This is a genomic window from Thioalkalivibrio sp. ALJ15 (assembly GCF_000383695.1).
Lineage (GTDB): Bacteria > Pseudomonadota > Gammaproteobacteria > Ectothiorhodospirales > Ectothiorhodospiraceae > Thioalkalivibrio.
In genome coordinates, this window is sequence record NZ_KB912060.1 from 87,865 (window position 1) to 107,335 (window position 19,471).

Consider the following 19,471-nt stretch of genomic DNA (forward strand, 5'->3'; position numbering starts at 1 on the left):
CCGCCTAGTCGGCCGGCCGCGTCGCCAGGTAGGCGCTGAACACGCCGAGCTGCACTTCACGCTCGACGTCGCAGAAACCGACATCCTCCAGCACGCCCATGATCTTCTCCGGCGGCACGCACTCGTTGATCGTGTCCCAAAAATAGCGCATCAGCAGATGTCCATCCGGGTCACGGGTCAGCAGGCGGCTGAGAAACGGGATGAAGTCGCGAAAGTAGAACCGCGCCATCTTGAACTGGCGCTCCGTGCTGGGGCGCGAGACCTCGAGGATCATGCAGCGACCGCCCGGCTTGAGCACACGGAAGTACTCGCCAAACAGCTCATGCAGGTCGCGCACATGGCGCAGGCCGTACCCCATGTACACGCGGTCGAACTGTTTGTCCGGCAGCGGCAACTGCTCGCCCAGACCCTCGATGAAGCGCGCCTTGATCGAGCGCCGGGCCACGTCGATCATGCCGCGGCTGGGATCGACACAGGTGATGTTCTCGTCACCGACCACCTTGCGCACCTCGCGCGCCACCGGGCCCGTGCCCGTCGCGACATCCAGGACATCCATACCGGGCTTCAGGCCGGACTGCTTCAGCGCGTAGCGGCGATACGCCTGGCCGGTGCCCAGAAAGCCCCAGCGCAGGATGCGGTCGTAATGCGGTGCCGTCCGGTCGAACAGGTCATCGACAAACGCCCGCTTTTCCGACTCGTCGCCGTAATAGTCCTTCAATACCGGATGCGGCTTGTACCCCGGATCATTCATCCACTTCCCCCTTCTGCGCGCCGCGCGCGCCCAATGCCAGTTCAATGCCCGCGAGAGGCGGGGCCCTGCGGGCTAGCCCTCGCGGTACAGCCCTTCGATTTCCACTAACAGTTCGCTGCGGCAGATATCCCCATGCAACAGCAGGATGTCGACGTCTTCGCCCAGGCACTCGCGCAGATGCCGCTGCGCGCGAGCACCGTCTGCCCGGTGGCGCAGATAGACCTTCAGCATCGACAGGTCGCCGGGATCGCGCAGAGCCACAGCGCCCTCCTCGGAGGCCGCCGCCAGCAGCACCCCGATATTGCGCAGGCTCTCGTCGATCTGGGCCTCGAGATCCTCCGCGTGCCGGCTTTCGTGGCCCACGATGCTGGCCGTCCCGGAGATGAACAGTTCCGCGGCCCCGCACGCCTCCTGGCTCATCCGCGCCCGCGCGAAGGACGGGCTGCGCGGCCCGTACTGCCGCGGATAGCGAAACGCGCTGACCTGGCGCGGATTCTCGATCCGCAGCGTGGCCTCGCGCATGGCGATGAAGTAGATCAGCATGCCGTCGGCATGCGTGCCAATGGCCGTCGCCGCCGGCAGGTGCCGCTCGAAATCCGGCAGGGCCTCGAACACCCGGGCGCGCCCGGCACAAAAACTGCGGTAGCGCTCCTGGCCGTTCAGTTCCTGGTTGATCGCAGGGAAGTAGTTCCAGGCCCGCACCAGGTGTCCGAACCCCCGCTCCTGGCAGGCCTCGAGGATCGCATGATAGGCCTGCTCGGTTATGGCCCCGGGGTCCTCGGCGGCGCCATGCGGCCGATACCAGCAGCCCACGAGCCGGTCCCCCGCATGCGCCAGCATCAGGTCATCGATCTGCTCGGTGCGCACCGCACCCGCTGCGTACCAGAGCTCGGGCGCCGCCTCGCGGCCTTCCGGGATCTCCAGTGGCTCGAGGCCAAGGGCAATATCGATCCCGTCCGGGCGCAACGTGGCCCCGGTAACGGGACCGAAACGCAGCGTGAGTACCGGTGCGTCACCCCGGCCTTCCTGCCGGCTGATCGCGAGCCCCGGTGGGCCTAATTCAAGCTGAGGCATTCATGCGTCCATGCCGTTCAAGACGGGCACAAAAGACGCCGATTCTAGCACCGCACCTACTCCCCGTCCCCATTCGTCGCATCCCGCGGGCGCAGCTCCAAGCCTGCATCCTCCAGAAACTCGCGCAGCCCCTCGATGTAGCGCGAGCCGGTCGCCCGAAAGGCGTCATTGTGCCCGCCGTCCATCTCCATCAACTGTGCCCCATCGCCGCCCGCCTCCAGCAGGCGTTCGGCATGCGCAAACGGCACGATCTCGTCGTCGCGCGCATGGGCAAACAGCAGCGGCGCCTCAATCGCCCCGACCCGTCCGAGCACGTCGTATTCATGCCGGATCAACGCACGCACCGGGAGCCAGGGGTAGACCTCCGCGCCGAGATCGGCTGCCGAGGTGAAGGCCGCCTCCAGGATAACGGCCGCAGGGCTCTTGGTCTCGGCCAGCCGCGCCGCCACGGCTGCGCCCAGGGAACGGCCGAACAGTACGATCTCCTCGGGTTCGTACTCCAGATGCTCGCGTAGCCAGTTCCACGCCGCACGGGCATCTTCATAGGTGCCCTCCTCGTCAGGTCGCCCCTGGCTGTTGCCGTACCCACGGTAGTCGATGATCAGCACCGCGAGCCCCAGATGATGGAACTGCTCGAGCGACTCCAGGCGATGCCCGATATTCCCCGCGTTGCCATGCAGGAATAGCAAGACCGGCGCATCATCCTCGGGGCCCGGCAGATACCACCCGTGCAGCCGCACGCCGTCCTCGGTCTCGAGCGCCACATCCTCGTATTCCAGCCCGATGTTCGCGGGACTGCCGACCACATTGCTGCTGGGCATGTAGATCAGCCGGTCCTGCGTCAGGTAGATCAGCCCCACGAACAGGGCATACCCAACCGCCAGAATCAGCGCCAGTTTGAACAGGTTCAGCATGATCCGATCGTGACCCGGCAGGGGTCCGATGGCAAGCCAAACCGGTAGGCCGTCGTATGAATCCCCTTCGGACAAAGCCTTTGCCCGGCGGACGGCTGACGTACAATACCTAGCGATCATGCGCCATTCGCTACTCACCAACACCGAGCTGCAGGGCCTGGACCGCGACCAGCTGGTCGCGCGCTTTGCCGGGCCCAACGGCGATGCCGCGTCGGCAACCGCGCTGGCGGATGCGCTGGACCTGGCGCTGGCTTCGGTGGATGCCTCCGGCCTGGAGTCTCATCCGCTGGACGTGGCCGAGGTCCTGCGCCATCTGAACGTGGACCGGCAGACCATCACCGCCGCGCTCCTGGTCAGCGCCTATCTGGCCCGACAGATCGACGAGCGCGCCCTCAAGGAGCGCTTTGGCGACTCGATTGCGCGCTTGACCGTCAACGTCGCGGCCCTGGTCAGCCGTCGCTTCGAGGCCCCGGTCGGACGACCGGAACAGGCCGAACGCCTGCGCCGCATGCTGATGGCGATGGTCGACGACGTGCGCGCGGTGCTGATCAAGCTCGCCTACCGGGTGCAGCACCTGCGCCTGACCGTGAAGGAGCCGGACGACGGCGCGCGTGTGCTCGCCCAGGAGACCCTGGACGTGATCGCCCCGCTGGCGAACCGCCTGGGCGTGGGCCAGCTGAAATGGGAGATGGAAGACCTCGCGCTGCGCATCCTCGAACCCGAGACCTACCGCGAGATCGCCAAGGGGCTGGAGGAGAACCGAACTGAGCGCGAGACGTATGTAGAGCGCTTCGCCCATACCCTGCGCGACCGGCTGGCCGAAGCCGGCATCCAGGCGCGCGTGTTCGGGCGGCCCAAGCACATCTACAGCATCTGGAAGAAGATGCAGCGCAAGCAGACCTCGCTGGACGAGCTCTACGACCTGCGCGCCACCCGTGTAATCGTCGATGAGCTCGCCACCTGCTACACCGTGCTCGGCATCGTGCACAACGACTGGCGCCACCTGCCCAGCGAGTTCGATGACTACATCGCCAATCCCAAGGACAACGGCTACCAGTCGTTGCACACCGCGGTGGTCGGCCCCGAGGGCAAGGTCGTCGAGGTGCAGATCCGGACCCGCGAGATGGACGACTTCGCCGAACTCGGGGTCGCCGCGCACTGGCGCTACAAGGAGGGTGGGCGCGAGGATCAGGCGCTGAACCGCGCGATCAGCAGCCTGCGCCAGTTGCTGGAGGCCGCCGACAACTCCGACCAGAACCTGCTCGACGAGATCCAGAGCGAGCCGCTGCACCAGCGCGTATTCGTGCTCACACCCCAGGGCGAGGTAATGGACCTGACCCAGGGCGCCACGCCACTGGACTTCGCCTACGCCGTGCACACCGAGGTCGGCCACCGCTGCCGGGGGGCCAAGGTGGACGGGCATATCGTCCCGCTGACCTACAAGCTGAAGTCCGGCGAACGCGTCGAGGTGCTGACCACCCGCGAGGGCGGCCCCAGCCGCGACTGGCTCAACCCCAATCTCGGCTACCTGAACACCGCCCGCGCCCGCTCCAAGGTACGCACCTGGTTCCGCCAGCAGCACCAGGACGAACACCTGGCCACCGGCAAACACCTGATCGACCGGGAATGTCAGCGTCTGGGCTGCGGTTCCAATCTGGACCGCAATGCGCTCGCCGAAGCCATGAAGTTCCAGACCTTCGACGAGCTGCTGATCGCGCTCGGCGCCGGGGATATCACCACGAACCAGATCGCCGGGCGCATCTCCCAGCAGCTGCGCGAGCAGCGCCAGGCGGAAAAGGCCCGTGCCGAAGAGGCGGCCCCGCCCCAGCCCACCGAACCGCGCCGGGAAGAACGCATCCAGGACGACGAGATCCGCATCCGCGGCGTCGGCGGCCTGCTGACCTCCCGCGCGCGCTGCTGCAACCCGCAAACGGGCGACCCGATCGTCGGCTTCATCACGCGCGGCGCCGGCGTATCCGTCCACCGCAGCGACTGCATCAACATCCTGCGTATGCCGGAGGAGAAGCGCGGCCGCCTGATCCCCGTCTCCTGGGGCGACGAACCCGAACGCGAACCCATCACCCTCGAGCTCGAGGCCCACGACCGCGCCGGTCTGCTCGGCGAAGTCGGCAACGCCTTCTCCGCCAGCGGCATCAACCTGCTGCGCGTGAACACCCGCACCGACCCCTACGACCGCAGCGTCCACATGGAACTCGAAGCCGAGATCACCGACCTCGGCGAACTCAGCGCCCTGTTCGACCGCCTGCAATCCCTCGACAGCGTCCAGTCCGTGCGCCGCATCCCAAATCCATCAGCCTGAGCTTCCGGCTGCGTAAGCACTACTGCATCGGCCAGAGGGCTGGCCTCCTACGCCAACACGGCCACCTGTAGGAGCGCAGCCCTCTGCGCGATCCAACGTAGGACAGGCCCCTAACCGCCGGGCTTCATCGGCCCGGAGCGCATGGAGTTACGGCGGATGTTCTCGTAGGCGTTGGTGCCTTTCCGCCCCGCGCGCAGTTCGCGCAACTGGCGGCTGGCATCGCCGCGGCGTTCGGCCAGGATCGGGACGGTTTCTTCGTAGAACGCCGACAGGCGTTCCAGCGCGCTGCGCAGGGCCTCGCCCGTGTCATCACGCAATGGTACGGGCTCTTCGCCAAACGCGCGCTCGACCAGCACACGCGCCTTCAGATCCAGCTCTTCCAGGCGGTCCCAGTCTTCTTCGCGGATGGCCTGGTCCATCAGGCCGCGTACGGCCTCCACCGCATCCTCCAGCGTTGCACCGGAGTCCTCTGTACCCGCATCGTTTGTCGTCATGATCGGCGAACGACAGCACGCGGCAATCCCGCGGTCAAGGTCAGACGCCTCAACCGGCCTTGCGCTGACGTTCCTCGGGCGGAATCTCGTCCCAGCCGGCCTTGATCTCGCGCAGAAGCTTGGCGACCTCGTCCAGCGCCGCCGGGTCGTTCTGGGCGTTGCCTTCCAGCAGACGGCGGCTCATGTATTCGTATAGCGCATCCAGATTGCCGGACAGCTCGGGGCTGTGCTTGTGGTCCAGCACGGCCCGCAGCGATTCGACGATATCAATCGCCTTACCGATCTTCTCGCCCTTGAGGCCCACGTTGCCCTGCTGCATTGCCCCCTTGGCTACAGCAATCCGCTCCAGCGCACCTTCAAACAGCATCTGAATCAACCGGTGCGGGTCGGCCACTTGCGCCTCGGCCAACGCCCCCGACTGGCGGTACTGATTCACGCCGCGATTCATCCCCGGTCCATACATCTGCGTGTCTCCGTTATCTATTCACCGCGTGGCGGCGGTCATCAACGAGAGTTGTTGTTGGCCAGCGGCATGTTCGCCAGCTGGTTGGTGAGGTAATCGCCAGTGCTCTGCATCTGGGCCACCATCTGGTCCATCCGCGAGAATTGCCGCACCAGTCGCTGCTCCAGTTGCTCCATACGCATGTCCAGGTCTTCACGTTGCGACCCGATGCGGCGCAGCTCTCCTTGCAGGCCATCGGTGCGCGCCGCAATCAAGCCATCACGCCCGGTAAAGCTGTTCGCGATACCCTCCGCCTGACCACTGATGTCGCGCACCACGTCAGCCACCGTGTCGAATCCATCCCGGTCCAGTGCCTCGTTGAAACGGCTGGAATCAAAGCTGAGCGTCCCGTCCCGGTTGGAGACAATGCCCAGTTCCGCAAACGTCGAGGCCGTCGCTTCCGGCACCTGTGCGTTCCCCATCAGCGCATTGCCCAGGCGGCTGCGGATGTTGCGTACCGTACTGTCGCCAGTCAGTACCGAGCCTTCTTCCGATTCCGGATCGAACCGGGTCAGCTGGCTGGTCTGTCCGACCAATGCGTTGTAGTTCTCGACAAAGCCCTCCAGCAGCTGCTGGAGCTCGTCGCGGTCCTCGTCGATCGAGACGGTCGTCGGTGCGCCCCCCGAGGTGCCGGTCAGCTCGATTTCCACCCCATCGATCGCGTTGCCCAGGGTGTTACTGGCGCTGTTGATCTCCAGACCATTGATGAACGCCCTGGCATCCTGCGCCTCGCGCGCCACCTCGGTATTTTCCAGTCGTCCCAGCCCCTCGGGCGTGCCACCGGTTACCGAAATCCCAATGGTATTGGCCGCGCCAGTCTCACCCGATTCAAAAACCAACCGAGCGCCGTTCTCGTCGTTCACGATGGACGCGGCGACACCCGCGCCGGATTCGTTGATCGCATCACGCACATCGCGAAGGGTCATGCCCTCCTCGATATCCAGCGTTACGTCGTTATCGCCCACCTGAATCGTGAGCTGGCCGGCGCCCACTTCTTCGTCACCATCGGCAAACGCGCCTGAAGCCGTCGCACGAATCTCCGCCTGCGCCAGTTGCTCCACCTCCAGCGAAAAGCTGCGGTTCTCGGCAGTGCCATCCGTGGTTACGCGGGCGACGCTCTCGTCACCGACTGATACCACCTGCTGCGGCTCGAAGCCCGCGAGCGAAGACAGCGATGAGCCGAGCAGGTCAACGCTGCTGGTCAGTTCCCCGAATGCCGAAATCTGTGCCTCGACCTTCTGCTCGCGGCGATCCAGACGCTCCTCGCGCGGCGCGCGCTCCGCGTTGACCAGGTCCCCGACGATCTGATTGAGATCCAGCCCGGAACCCACACCCAGTGAACTGATTGCCATCGTCTTTCCGCTCCTCGGCACCCGACGTCTCGGGCCCCATGCACGTGCTTGTACTTGCTATTACGACAGCCTAGCCCAAATCTTGAGCCACGCGCAGAAAAAACCGGCAGGCATACCCCACACCCAAGGCCCAACCTCCAGCCGCAGGCCTTACCGGTCATTGCGAACAACCATAAGCCAGCGCCCACCACCGCCACCGGCACAACCATCCCCCGATCACACCACACCGCCACTACCGTCATCCCGGAAACCGCGCAGCGGTTATCCGGGATCTCCGGCGCGTGACCAACCCACACTGCCGGGGTGGCACCAGCCCCCGAGATCCCGGCTCTGCGCTGCGCTCCGGCCGGGATGACGGCCTGAGCGTACCGCGCAGGAAAAGAGAGGCCGAGGACCTGCCGGGCAAGAATACCGGGGGACGGGAACGAAAAAGCCGGACCCGTTACCGGGCCCGGCTCAACAACAAATCAAACGTGCGGGTAAAACCACGGCCATTAGGCCCGGTCCACCAGCCCGGTCCCATCCAGCGTCTGCTCGTCGCGCAGTTGCTCGGCCAGGGCCCGCATCTGCTCCGGCGGGATCTGCCGGATCACGTTTTCGCGATCACCATCCATTACGGTGATCACGGTCCGGCCACTGACGTCATCCACGCTGAACTCCAGTGCACGCTTCGTCGACTGCAAATAGGCATTGATCGACTCCACGACACGCTCCATGTCCGAAGCCTCGACCGGTTCCGCCGGCTTGGTACGCTCCGCCACGGCCTGCTCGGCCACCCGCGAAGCACCAGACCCACTGCTGGCCGACACCGCCGAGCCACCTTCCTTGGCTATTTGCCCCATACCGGTGGCCATACGTTCTCCACCCTGGGCACCTCGGCCATTCACAGCCACCAGTGGCGAGCTGATACTTCCAATACCATCACTCATGACACTGTCCTCGTCAGAAGGGGTGGATGGCGAAACCGCCACCCACCCTCAACTCGGAAGCTCGAGTGATCGAGCTTACTGCAGCAGGGCCAGCACGTTCTGCGGAACCGCATTGGCCTGCGACAGCACCGAGGTACCCGCCTGCTGCAGCACCTGGGCACGGGTCAGCTCGGCGGTCTCGGATGCGAAGTCGGCATCCATGATGCGGGACCGGGCGGCCGACAGATTCTCCGAGGAGATTTCCAGGTTGGCGATGGTGTTCTCGAAGCGCACCTGCACCGCACCCAATTCGGCACGAAGCCCGCTGATTTGCTGCAGCGCATCATCGACCACGCCAATCGTATCGGTGGCATCCTCACGCGTCAGAACATTCACGTTGTTCAGGGACTGCTGTTCCGTTTCCAGCCCAGTACCGAACAGATCGCCGGCATTCTCTCCGCCCACAGAAATCTCATCGCCCAGCGGTCCAGTCAACTCGATCCCACGCAGAAATTCGACATCGTCCTCATGCCCGATATTGCCGAACTCCAAGGGTTCGCCATCAGCATCAACCGAGATTGAAAAGTCACTATCGGAGGTGAACACGATCTCATCATCGTCGTTGAGGCTCGCAACGATACCCGAATCGGACAATACACGATTGAGTTCGTCTACCGCGTCTTCAGCATCTTCAATCCCCGACATGTCCACGTTATAGGTGTCGTCACCAACGGTGAACGTTGCAGTACCATCACCAGCCGTGAATTCCAATCCCTCCGTGACTACCTCTTCGGCGCGGGCCGCTTCCACACCAGTGGACTCTGTTAGCTCATTGATAGCAGAAACAACATCGTCCAAGTCGCCAGCGCCATCGAGATCAACCGCACGGCCATTGATCGTAATGTCGGTATCTCCGTCGACATCCAGATCACCTTCGTCAAACAGATCCCCGTCATTCCGCAGCGATTCTCCAGTGGCCAGCGCGCCCGAACCCAATTGGGAACCTCGGGCATCCACACCATCGACTGAAATGGTCTGGTTCTGGTTGGCTCCCACCTGGAAGACCAGATCCTCCAGCTCGCCATTCAAAATGCTTTCACCGTTAAACTCCGTCGAATCCGCAACCCGATTGATCTCCTCAATCAGCTGCTGGACTTCGTTGTTCAGTGCTTCTCGATCTGATGCGGAATTTGAATCGTTGGCGGACTGGACTGCGAGTTCACGAATTCGCTGCATGGCATCGCCAACAGTGCCCAGCGCGCCTTCCGCGGTCTGAGCGAAGGAGATACCGTCATTGGCATTGCGCGCCGCCTGATTCAGGCCGCGGATCTGGGAGGTGAAGCGCTCGGAAATGGCCAGACCGGCCGCGTCGTCCTTGGCACTGTTGATACGCAGGCCCGAGGACAGACGTTCCAGGCTCTGGGCCAGCGCGCCCTGGGAGTTGCCCAGATTGCGCTGCGCGTTCAGGGAAAGAACGTTGGTGTTGATTACTTGGGACATGATCGCTCTCCTGTAGAGTCGTTCGTCACCGCCTCGGGCGGTTCTGGTGAACGGGACGATCCCCGCTCTCAGGACCCTTAACGACCTCCCCCACAGAACCTTTAGGCCTACATCACTATTTTTTTTCATACCCCCGGCAAATCCTTGCCACCCCACCCGCCGCAACGCTTTCCAGCGCCCTCCTGAACGCGACCAGTACGCCCCTGTCGTTATCCTGCCCGCAGCCCCCATCAACACGGTCATCCCGGCCGCAGCGAAGCGGAGAGCCGGGATCTCACGCGCCGGGCATACCCACTGGCCTTGCCAATCCCCACCGCCGAGATCCCGGATAACCGCTGCGCGGTTTCCGGGATGACTCGGGTGGCAGGATGGTACGGAAACGGGCGCCGCGCCCCGGCCCCTCAAGGGTGGCGATTTCACCCCGTCATTGCGAGGAGCAGTAGGCGACGTGGCAATCGGCTGCATGTGGCAAGCCGCTTGATTCCAGCACCTTGTTGCTCCCGACCGATTGCTTCGTCGCTGCGCTCCTCGCAATGACAGGGGTGTGGTGGGTTCGCGGGATGACGGTGGTGGTTGAAGGCGAGACGGTTCGGGTATGTGCCCAGGGCCTTGATATACTTGAGCGATGCGCCTGAGCGACGAACAACAGACGATTATCCGCGAGGAAGTGGCCCGTGCATTCGGGCCGGATGCACACGTGAAGCTGTTCGGCTCGCGCGTGGATGATACCGCGCGCGGTGGCGACATCGACCTCTACATCGAGGCAGACGGCACCCCGAATGACCTGCTGGACCGGGAACTTCGGCTGTCTGCGGCATTGCAACGCCGCTTGGGCGAACGCCGTGTGGACATCGTGGTGCATCCACGCGGGACGCCGCACCGCCCCATCGATGCGCATGCCGACCGCACGGGTGTCGCCCTGTGACCGTCGCGACGCCACCGCAGCGGCTCGCGCGGCTGATTGATTTGGTGGATCGTGAGGACAAGCACCTGCTGGCGGTGAGAGAACGCTTGCTTGAAGGCGATTGCACCGTCGATCCCGACCGCGTTCAGGCGCTGCTCGCCAGCGACACCGGGGTGGACCGGCTTGAATCCTTTGGCGCAAAGTTCGGTCGCATGCAGGACACCATCATGGACAAGTTCATCCCGGCGTTTCTCGCCTGTGCCGGGGAGAACGCGGGTCCGGCTATCGACAACCTGTCCCGTCTGGAAAAGCTCGGCCTCATCCAGAACGCCGACGCGTGGCTGCAGATGCGCCAGTTGCGCAACCGTCTGGTCCACGAATACATGGAAAAGCCGGCCGACCTGGCCCCGGCCCTGCAGCGCGCCTGCCACTTCACCGACCAGATGCACACCGACTACCAGACCCTGCGCACCTACGCGCAGGAGCACCTGAGGATCGGGCCCGCCAGCCATTAAGGAAACACTGATCAATGTTTCCTTGAGGCGTCACAAGCCCCTGCCCATCGGGCGATTAGATCAGCATCTCCCCCAGGTGTGATCCCGCTACAGTAGGAGGCGAGCCCTCTCGCCGATTGGGGCTGGCCAACCCCCCCATCGCCCAGAGGGCTGGGCTCCTACGAGTGTTATCCCGCGAACGAGGGGTCTCAGATCAGCCAGGTGGTGCCGATGCGGGTCTCGGGGGTAGCACCGGGGATCAGGTCCATCAGCAGCCAACCGAAGATGAGGGTGATGAAGGCGCCGCAGAAGACGGTGGCCACGAACAGGCCAATGCGATTGCCGCGGCGCAGCCCGAGGATGCCGCGCAGCGACCAGTACAGCAGCCACAAGCTGTAGAGGATCAGCAGGAGGCCGACCGTGTTGCCCCACGGCCAGGGAAAGGCGGCGGCGACCTTGCCCACCCAGGCGGGCAGCAGGCCGATGGTCACCGCCAGCATCGCCCGGTCCGGATGGGAGTAGCCCTGGAACAGCTCGGTCAGGTAGTGCGCGGACCAGGCCAGACCCAGCACCCCGATGCTCATCGCCAGCACGCTGTAGACGCCGAAGCCCCAGGCCCCCGGCATCGCCTCCGGCGGCAGCCCGGTCGGGATGACCTGGTACAGCCACTGGCTGGCAATCACGCTGACCAGCAGCACCGGGAGCGCCAGACGCAGAAAGGTTTGCCACCAGGGGGGTGTCGCCTCCAGTTCGCCCACCTCCCGCACCGCCCGCAGGGGGTTCGTCAGCGTGCGCAGGACCAGAAGGCCCGGGTTCAGGCGAGAGGGGAATGAGCTCATCCCGTCAGTATGTGGCAATCCCGTGACGGTTTCGTGACAACGTCTGCCTTGACCCTGGCCTGATCGACCCGGGCTCAGCCCGCGAGCGTCAGCACCAGAATCACGAGGGTCAGGGTCTCCACCAGCTCCAGCGTCGCACCGGCCGTGTCGCCAGTGAAGCCTCCCAGCCAGTGTCTCAGTACGCGCGTTGCCACCCACAGCGTCAGCCCAGCGGCGAGCAACGCCGGTATCACCCCCCAAAGGCCGGAGAGCAGGCCGAGCACCAGCACCACGGCAGCCGAGACTGCGACAACGCCGATGGCGGCGCTGCGTGGAAGGTGCCTGGCCATGTCCGCGCCCAATCCGACGGGGTTCACGTAGGGCGTAGTCAGAAACAGCACCGGCGGCACCACGCGCCCCAGCAGCACCGCCAGCAGCAGCGCGACCCAGGCGCCGGTATCGACCACCGCCACCAGCGCCGTACCTTTCAGCAACAGGATCAGGATCAGCGCCGCGACCGCCATCGGGCCACAGGCCGGGTCCTTCATGATCGCCTGGGCCCGCTCCGGGTGCCGCTGACCGCCGACCCAGGCGTCCACCGTGTCCGCCAGCCCGTCCAGGTGCAGTGCGCCGGTCAGCGCGACCCAGAAGGTCAGCACCAGCGCCGCGACCAGCAACACCGGCGCTCCGGGGATCGCGGAAAGCCCGATCCCCACCAGCACCAGAACCAGACCCAGGATCAGCCCCACCAGCGGATAGGCCAGGACCGAACGGCCGAGGTCCTCGGGCCGCGGCTCCTGCGCCGGCGTCGGCACGCGGGTCAGGAACTGCAGGGCCAGCCAGAAGGGGGCTAATACCGAGTTCATTGCGCCCCCCCTTCCATTCCTGCTGTAGGAGGCCAGCCCCCTGGCCGATGGGGCGTTGGCATATTCCCGATCGGCCAGAGGGCTGGCCTCCTACATTTGTTTTGCTTGATCACGAGGGCATCTCCTCGCGCTGGCCCGGCTCGACAACGTGCAAAGAGGCCAACGGCACTTCGATCGACAATAGCTTCTCCAACGGCCAGCCCTCCAGTTGTGCACGCAGCAGGCGAATCACCCCGCCGTGGGTGACGACGAGGACACGACCGCCCGGCGCGATCACGCTCTGCTCCCAGCCGGCCAGCACCCGGTCGCGGAAGCTGCCGAGGTCTTCGCCGTTGGGTGGCGGGTAGCCGAACGGGTCTTCCCAGAACCGACCCAGCGCCTCGGCGTCCGTCTGCATCAGGGCCTCGGCCGTTTGCCCCTCCCAGTCCCCAAAATGTAGCTCCTGCAGGCGGGGATCACACTGGACGGGGAGCCCGGCCGCGCGGGCGAAGCCCTCGGCCGGAAGCCGGCAGCGCTGCAGTGGCGAGCACACGACACGATCCCACTCGCCCGAAGCCTCGAACGCCGCACACATCGCCCGCTCGCCTTCCGGGGTCAGCGAATCATCGCAGCCGCGCCCGCGAAAGCCGGCACCCGTCGTCTCGCCGTGGCGCAGCAGACCGATACGGACCGATTTGGTCATGGGGTATCGCCCGACACGCCAGCCTCGGCGAAGGTCGCCATGCCGGCGTGAAGCTCGCAGGCCAGGCGCAGCAGGGGCACGGCCGTGGCCGCCCCACTGCCCTCGCCCAGGCGCATGCCGAGATCCAGCAGCGGCTCGGCCGCCAGCGCAGCCAACAGGCGCTGGTGGCCGGGCTCCGCCGAGCTGTGGGCATAGAAAAACCAGTCCGCCGTACCCGGACAAAGTCGCTCGGCCACCAGCGCCGCCGAGGTGCTGATGAAACCATCCACCAGCACCGGCAGCCCGATCTGCGCCGCGGCGATGTAAGCGCCGGCCAGCCCCGCGATCTCGAACCCCCCCAGACAGCGCAGGCTGCCCAGTGCCTCGCCGCGCACCGCGGCGTGGGTGCGCAGCGCCTGCTCGATCACCTCGGCCTTGTGGCGTACCCCATTTGCATCCAGGCCCGTGCCGGGCCCGGCCAGATCGACCGGCGGCAGGTCCAGCATTGAGCAGGCGAGTGCAGCCGCAGCGGTCGTGTTGCCGATGCCCATCTCGCCGCCGATGAACAGTTGTGTGCCACTCCGCCGCGCGCGCTCGGCACACTGGCGGCCGGCGTTCAGCGCGCGTTCCAGCTGCGCCGGCGTCATCGCGGGTTCGCGGGCCAGGTTTGCGGTGCCGGGGCCCAGGTTCAGCTGCTGCACACCGCTGACGGCCGGTGGCTGGGCCACGGTACCCAGGTTGATCACCTCAATGGACGCGCCCAGGTGCCGCGCCAGCACCGAGATCGCCGCACCGCCGTTCGCGAAGTTCGCGACCATCTGCGCGGTCACGGCCTGCGGGAAACGCGAAATGCCTTCCGCCACCACACCGTGATCGCCAGCGAACACCGCGACATGAACCCGCTCCAGCGTGGGCTGGCCCACGCCCTGCATGGCGGCCAAGCGCTCGGCGATCGCCTCCAGCCGCCCGAGCGAACCCGGCGGCTTGGTCAGCTGGGCCTGCCGCTCGGCGGCCGCCTGGCGCGCGTCGGCACTCAGGGACGCCGGCGGCACCTGCAGCCAGTCACAGTCTTCGGTCACGTGTTCCTCCGATGTTGAAACCAACACTCTTCATCAATGACGCCCGTCATTGCGAGGAGCCGAAGGCGACGTGGCAATCCGTCAGTTCACCCCGGGCCGATTGCTTCGACGCTGCGCGCCTCGCAATGACGGTGCCTGTTTCGCGCGTTGGTCTATTCATTCCAGCGGCTCACCCTTGAGCACATGAGGAAGGCCGGCGACGGTCAGCACGACGCGGTCCATCGTGGGGGCCAGGCGCTGGTGCAGCCAGCCCGCCTCGTCGGCGAAGCGGCGGGACAGCGCGTCCATCGGGGTAATGCCCATGCCCGTCTCGTTGGAGACGAACACCAGGGTGCCCGGCAGGCGCGGCACGGTGGCGATCAGGGCCTCCCGCTCGCGTTCGATCAGGGCCTCGTCCTCGGTGCACAGGAGCTGGGTCAGCCACAGCGTCAGACAATCCACCAGCAGGCACTCATCTGGCCTTGCGGCCTCTTCCAGCGCGGCGGCCAGGCCGGTATCGGCCTCGATCAGGTCCCAGTCACCGGGCCGGTCGGCGCGGTGGCGTTCGATGCGGCGTGCCATCTCGGCGTCGTCGGCACGCGCGGTAGCGACATAGGTCACGTGCAGGCCGCTGGCATCGGCCAGCTGCTCCGCCAGCCGACTCTTGCCGGAACGCACGCCGCCGAGCACCAGCGTCTTCATGTCACAGGCTCCGTCTTCCCTGTCCGCAGCAGGGCAAGGATGCGCCCCAGGTCCAGATGCGCCTCCAGGGTATCGGCCAGGCGTTCCAGGCCGCGCTCGCGTGCGGTCGCCAGGTCTTCGCCGTGCTCCTTCCCATTGCGCATGCCAGCCCAGTGCAGCAAAGCCTCGGCGGCAGCGGAGGTATCGAATACCCCGTGGACATAGGTCCCCGCCACGGCATCGTCCTCGCTGCGCGCGCCGTCCGAGCCATGCTGCAGCTCCAGTAGCGGGTGATCCAGTCCGGGGCCGGTCGTCACTCCTGCATGGATCTCGTAGCCCTCCACGCGGGCCTCCCGGCCCAGCACACGGTCCCCGTGAACACGTTCCAGGCGCTTTTCCGGTGCTAGACGCGTCTCGATGTCCAGCCAGCCCAGCCCCGGCGTGGAGCCCGGCCGGCCCTCGACGCCGTCAGGATCGTGCACGGCACGACCCAGCATCTGGAAGCCGCCACAGATCCCGAGCACCTTGCCGCCATAACGCACATGGCGCTGCAGCTCGTCTTCCCAGCCCTGCTCGCGCAGCCAGGCGAGGTCGTCGCGCACGGACTTGGACCCCGGAAGGATGACCAGGTCCGCCGGCTGCAGCGACTCGCCCGGGCCGGCGAAGCGAAGGTCCACACCCGGGTGCAGACGCAGCGGATCGAAATCGGTATGGTTGGAGATGCGCGGCAGGGCCGGCACGACGACCTTCAGGGCATCCGCACGCTTCTCCGGCACCGCCTCGCGCGGCAGGGCGTCCTCGGCGTCCAGGTACAGCCCGTGCAGATACGGGATCACGCCCAGCACCGGCTTGCCGGTCTCCTGCTCCAGCCAGTCCAGCCCCGGCTTCAGGAGCGAGATATCGCCGCGAAAGCGGTTGATCACGAAGCCCCGCACCCGCGCGCGCTCCGTCTCGCTCAGCAACGCGAGCGTGCCAACCAGATGCGCAAACACCCCGCCCCGGTCGATATCCGCGACCAGGATCACCGGGCAGTCCACCGCCTCGGCAAAGCCCATGTTGGCAATATCGCCTGCGCGCAGGTTGATCTCTGCCGGCGAGCCCGCGCCTTCCACCAGTACATGCGCGTACTGCGTGGTCAGCCGTCGATGCGAGGCCAGCACGGCCTCGCGGGCGACGGGCTTGTAGTCGTGGTAGGCACGAGCATCCAGCTCGGCCGCAGGACGGCCGTGGATGATCACCTGCGCCCCCTGATCGGAGCTGGGCTTGAGCAGCACCGGATTCATGTCGGTATGCGGCTCCAGGCCGCAGGCGGCGGCCTGCAGGGCCTGGGCACGCCCGATCTCGCCGCCGTCCAGGGTGACTGCACTGTTCAGCGCCATGTTCTGCGGCTTGAACGGCACCACCGACAGCCCACGGCGATGCAGCACCCGGGCCAGCCCGGCCACCAGCACGCTCTTGCCGGCATCCGAGGTGGTCCCCTGCACCATCAGCGTGGTCGCGCTCACAACGCCTCCAGCCCCTGTTCCAGGCGGTGCCATTGGGCCTCGTCGCCCGGCAGCCCGAAACGCAGGCTGGCGGGGTCGTCGAAACGCCGCACCAGGATCGCCTGTCGCGCCAGCGCATCCTGAACCGCGACCGCATCATCGCGGCGCCCCCAGCGAAACAGTGCGGTGCCACCTTCGGTAGCGATTCCGTACCGCCACAGCAGCTCTTCCAACCGCGCACCCGCCGCGGTCAGGTTCGCGCGCGTCTGCTCCTGCCAGGCGCGATCCTCCAGCGCTCGGGTGGCCGCCCAGCGCGCCGGGCCAGACAGCGCCCACGGACCCAGCCGCTCCGCCAGCGCCGCCCGCAGCGCCGGCTCCGCCGCCAGGAATCCGACCCGCGCCCCGGCCAGACCGAAGAACTTGCCCAGCGACCGCAGCACCAGCAGCCCCGGGCCCAGGTCCGTGCCCGGGTCGGCCGCCAACAGGCTGTGCCGGGGGCTGGTATCCATGAAGGCCTCGTCCACCACCAGCCAGCCGCCGCGTGCCGCAAGCCCCTTATGCCAGCGCAGCAGCGTCTCCACGGTCACGCGCAGTCCAGTCGGGTTGTTCGGGTTGACCAGTACCAGCACATCCAGCTGCGGCAGGCGTGCCTCGATCGCGGCCGGCGCCGCGTCGCCAAGCGCAGGAAGCGCCTCGACCCGATGCCCGGCCATGCGCCAGGCCCGCGCGTGTTCGTTGTAACTGGGCGCGAGGAGGCCAACCCGAGCAGCCGCTGGGCGAAGCTGTGGCAGCAGCTGGATGGCCGCCTGCGAGCCCGCCAGGGGCAACAGCCCTTTGCAGCCGTAGTACCGCGCCGCGGCCGCCTCCAGACCGTCGTCGGGCTCCGGCAGGCGCGCCCAGACGTCCGCCGGGGGCATGGGCAGCGGATAGCCGTGCGGGTTGATGCCGGTAGACAGGTCCAGCCATTGCTCCGGCGCCACCCCGTAATGCCTGGCAGCTGCGCGCAGTCCGCCACCATGCACCTGGGTTAGCACGGCCCCGGTCGGTGCCGGCCGCGCTCTGTTCGGGTCAGAAGATCGCAAGGCTCACCCCGATGACAAGCACGCCCATCCACAGCGCCAGCGCCCGATCTACCAGCCCCATCGCCGCACGGATGCCGGCGGCATCCGGTGCCGCGCCCATCCCCAGGCGCGGACGCCACTGACGCTCGCCGTGATACTGGCTGGCACCGCCCAGCACCAGCCCCAGTGCGCCCGCCCCAGCGGCCATTACCGGCCCAGCGTTCGGGCTCTTCCAGGCCGCGGCCTGCTCGCCCCAGCACTGCAGGGCATCGCGAGTGCGCCCGGCCAGGGCATAGGCCAGCGCGGTCATGCGCGCCGGGACCCAGTTCAGCAGGTCATCCAGCCGCGCCGCGGTCCAGCCAAAGCGCGTGTAACGCGCATTGCGGTAGCCCCACATCGCATCCAGCGTGTTCACCAAGCGATACAGCACCACCCCCGGCGCACCGGCCACCAGGAACCAGAAAATGGTGCCGAATAGGGCATCGTTGCCGTTCTCCAGTACCGACTCCACCGCAGCGCCGCTGACCCCCGCCACATCCAGGGCCTCGCTGTCGCGGCTGACCAGCATCTGCACCTGCTGCCGCGCCTGGCCCAGATCGCCGGCCTCCAGCGCCCGGGCCACGCGCTCGGCGTGCTCGTCGAGGCTGCGCCAGCCCAGCGCCAACGCCAGTACCAGCAGCCCTACCAGCCAGACCGGCAGGAGCTGCTGCAACCAGACCGTCAGCAGCACAAAGGGCACCACCAGGACGGCCAGAAGCAGCGCGCCGCGGGCCCGACCATCGCGGTAGAACCGGGCCTCCAGGCGCTGGACCAGCAGCCCGAACCCGGCCAGCGGGTGCCAGCGGCGCGGATCGCCGATCAGGCGATCCAGCACCAGCGCACCAAGCAGCGTGAGGAACGCGATCAGCATCGGGTCATCCACTCGCTGAGGAACCGCCGGGTGCGTCGGTACGGCTGCCCCAGCGATTCTCGAACACCAGTTCGTCCAGCGACCGTCGCTGATCCCAGCCCTCGGTTTCCAGCATCGGCCGCTCGTAGAACGCATCCACATGACCCAGACAAAGGATCGCGATCGGCCAGGCCCCTTTCGGCATCCCCAGCTCCCCGGCCAGCCAGTCCGGGTCGAACAGCGACACCCAGCCCATGCCCAGGCCCTCGGCCCGGGCCGCGAGCCACAGGTTCTGGATCGCACACGCGGCGGAGCACAGGTCCATCTCCGGGATGGTGCGCCGACCCAGCACGTAGCGCTCGCGCCCATCGGTCAACGCGACCACCAGCAGCTCGCCCGCATCGCGGATACCTTCGAGCTTCAGCCGGTGCACCTCGGCGGCACGCTCGCCGCAGGCCTCGGCCGTGCGTGTCTGCTCCGCCGCCACATGCCCGTGCAACGCATCGCGCAGCCGCGCGTCGGTCACCCGCAGAAAGCGCCAGGGCTGCATGTAGCCCACGCTGGGCGCCTGGTGCGCGGCCTCCAGCAGGCGCCGCAGGGTATCGGGGTCCACCGGGTCCGGGCGGAAATGCCGCATGTCCCGGCGCTCGCCGATCACGCGATAGACCGCTGCGCGCTCCGCCGAGGCGAACGCGTTCGGATTCTCTTCTGACTGGTTGGGAGCTGGGGCCGTCATGAGG

General features: G+C 66.6%; 20 protein-coding genes. 3 read left to right on the plus strand and 17 right to left on the minus strand.

Annotated elements, in window-relative coordinates; all coding sequences use genetic code 11:
• Window positions 1-4 precede the first annotated feature (4 nt).
• From G015_RS0111690 to G015_RS0111700, 3 genes are all read right to left on the minus strand, one after another.
• The gene (locus G015_RS0111690) at window positions 5-751 is read right to left on the minus strand and encodes a class I SAM-dependent methyltransferase (protein WP_018994211.1); all 747 of its coding nucleotides are present in this window, start codon (window positions 749-751) and stop codon (window positions 5-7) included.
• Window positions 752-823: 72 nt separating this feature from the next.
• Window positions 824-1,717, minus strand: a complete 894-nt coding sequence (locus G015_RS0111695) for a hypothetical protein (RefSeq protein ID WP_018139669.1) — start codon at window positions 1,715-1,717, stop codon at window positions 824-826.
• A 164-nt stretch (window positions 1,718-1,881) separates the two neighbouring features.
• Entirely contained in the window at window positions 1,882-2,739 is an 858-nt protein-coding gene (locus G015_RS0111700; protein ID WP_018139668.1) for an alpha/beta hydrolase, read from the minus strand.
• Window positions 2,740-2,857: 118 nt separating this feature from the next.
• Here G015_RS0111700 and G015_RS0111705 point away from each other — a divergent pair, with 118 nt between their 5' ends.
• Window positions 2,858-5,059: a bifunctional (p)ppGpp synthetase/guanosine-3',5'-bis(diphosphate) 3'-pyrophosphohydrolase gene (locus G015_RS0111705; protein ID WP_020146773.1), complete on the plus strand. Its 2,202-nt coding sequence runs from the start codon at window positions 2,858-2,860 to the stop codon at window positions 5,057-5,059.
• Window positions 5,060-5,169: 110 nt separating this feature from the next.
• Here G015_RS0111705 and G015_RS0111710 read toward each other — a convergent pair whose 3' ends face one another.
• The 5 genes from G015_RS0111710 to G015_RS14450 all read right to left on the minus strand — a co-directional run bounded on the left by G015_RS0111710 (window position 5,170) and on the right by G015_RS14450 (window position 9,815).
• A complete protein-coding gene (locus G015_RS0111710; protein WP_020146774.1) occupies window positions 5,170-5,553 on the minus strand; it encodes a flagellar protein FliT in 384 nt (127 codons plus the stop codon).
• A 49-nt stretch (window positions 5,554-5,602) separates the two neighbouring features.
• On the minus strand, window positions 5,603-6,016 hold the full coding sequence (fliS, locus tag G015_RS0111715) for a flagellar export chaperone FliS (protein WP_018139665.1): 414 nt from the start codon (window positions 6,014-6,016) through the stop codon (window positions 5,603-5,605).
• A 41-nt stretch (window positions 6,017-6,057) separates the two neighbouring features.
• Complete coding sequence (fliD, locus tag G015_RS0111720) at window positions 6,058-7,407, minus strand: flagellar filament capping protein FliD (protein WP_020146775.1); 1,350 nt, start codon at window positions 7,405-7,407, stop codon at window positions 6,058-6,060.
• 494 nt (window positions 7,408-7,901) lie between these two features.
• A complete protein-coding gene (locus G015_RS14150; protein WP_369773952.1) occupies window positions 7,902-8,336 on the minus strand; it encodes a flagellar protein FlaG in 435 nt (144 codons plus the stop codon).
• A gap of 75 nt (window positions 8,337-8,411) precedes the next feature.
• Window positions 8,412-9,815: a flagellin gene (locus tag G015_RS14450; RefSeq protein WP_020146777.1), complete on the minus strand. Its 1,404-nt coding sequence runs from the start codon at window positions 9,813-9,815 to the stop codon at window positions 8,412-8,414.
• Between the two features lie 625 nt (window positions 9,816-10,440).
• Here G015_RS14450 and G015_RS0111735 point away from each other — a divergent pair.
• Complete coding sequence (locus tag G015_RS0111735; RefSeq protein WP_018139661.1) at window positions 10,441-10,740, plus strand: nucleotidyltransferase family protein; 300 nt, start codon at window positions 10,441-10,443, stop codon at window positions 10,738-10,740.
• Entirely contained in the window at window positions 10,737-11,234 is a 498-nt protein-coding gene (locus G015_RS0111740; RefSeq protein ID WP_020146778.1) for a hypothetical protein, read from the plus strand. The genes G015_RS0111735 and G015_RS0111740 overlap by 4 nt, the downstream gene beginning before the upstream one ends.
• 188 nt (window positions 11,235-11,422) lie before the next feature.
• Here G015_RS0111740 and G015_RS0111745 read toward each other — a convergent pair whose 3' ends face one another.
• The 9 genes from G015_RS0111745 to bluB all read right to left on the minus strand — a co-directional run bounded on the left by G015_RS0111745 (window position 11,423) and on the right by bluB (window position 19,467).
• On the minus strand, window positions 11,423-12,052 hold the full coding sequence (locus G015_RS0111745) for a YIP1 family protein (RefSeq protein ID WP_020146779.1): 630 nt from the start codon (window positions 12,050-12,052) through the stop codon (window positions 11,423-11,425).
• Between the two features lie 74 nt (window positions 12,053-12,126).
• On the minus strand, window positions 12,127-12,897 hold the full coding sequence (gene cobS / locus G015_RS0111750; protein ID WP_019592646.1) for an adenosylcobinamide-GDP ribazoletransferase: 771 nt from the start codon (window positions 12,895-12,897) through the stop codon (window positions 12,127-12,129).
• A gap of 109 nt (window positions 12,898-13,006) precedes the next feature.
• A complete protein-coding gene (locus G015_RS0111755) occupies window positions 13,007-13,579 on the minus strand; it encodes a histidine phosphatase family protein (RefSeq protein WP_019592647.1) in 573 nt (190 codons plus the stop codon).
• A complete protein-coding gene (cobT, locus tag G015_RS0111760) occupies window positions 13,576-14,637 on the minus strand; it encodes a nicotinate-nucleotide--dimethylbenzimidazole phosphoribosyltransferase (RefSeq protein ID WP_019592648.1) in 1,062 nt (353 codons plus the stop codon). Before cobT ends, G015_RS0111755 begins: the two co-directional genes overlap by 4 nt.
• A 156-nt stretch (window positions 14,638-14,793) precedes the next feature.
• Window positions 14,794-15,318 carry a bifunctional adenosylcobinamide kinase/adenosylcobinamide-phosphate guanylyltransferase gene (gene cobU / locus G015_RS0111765; protein ID WP_018994220.1) on the minus strand — a complete coding sequence of 175 codons (525 nt, stop codon included), beginning with the start codon at window positions 15,316-15,318 and terminating at the stop codon, window positions 14,794-14,796.
• Complete coding sequence (locus tag G015_RS0111770) at window positions 15,315-16,802, minus strand: cobyric acid synthase (protein WP_020146780.1); 1,488 nt, start codon at window positions 16,800-16,802, stop codon at window positions 15,315-15,317. Before G015_RS0111770 ends, cobU begins: the two co-directional genes overlap by 4 nt.
• Window positions 16,799-17,761 carry a threonine-phosphate decarboxylase CobD gene (gene cobD / locus G015_RS0111775; protein ID WP_020146781.1) on the minus strand — a complete coding sequence of 321 codons (963 nt, stop codon included), beginning with the start codon at window positions 17,759-17,761 and terminating at the stop codon, window positions 16,799-16,801. The genes G015_RS0111770 and cobD overlap by 4 nt, the downstream gene beginning before the upstream one ends.
• 88 nt (window positions 17,762-17,849) lie before the next feature.
• A complete protein-coding gene (gene cbiB, locus G015_RS0111780) occupies window positions 17,850-18,752 on the minus strand; it encodes an adenosylcobinamide-phosphate synthase CbiB (RefSeq protein WP_018995374.1) in 903 nt (300 codons plus the stop codon).
• A gap of 4 nt (window positions 18,753-18,756) precedes the next feature.
• Window positions 18,757-19,467: a 5,6-dimethylbenzimidazole synthase gene (gene bluB / locus G015_RS0111785; protein ID WP_018139651.1), complete on the minus strand. Its 711-nt coding sequence runs from the start codon at window positions 19,465-19,467 to the stop codon at window positions 18,757-18,759.
• Between the last annotated feature and the right edge of the window lie 4 nt (window positions 19,468-19,471).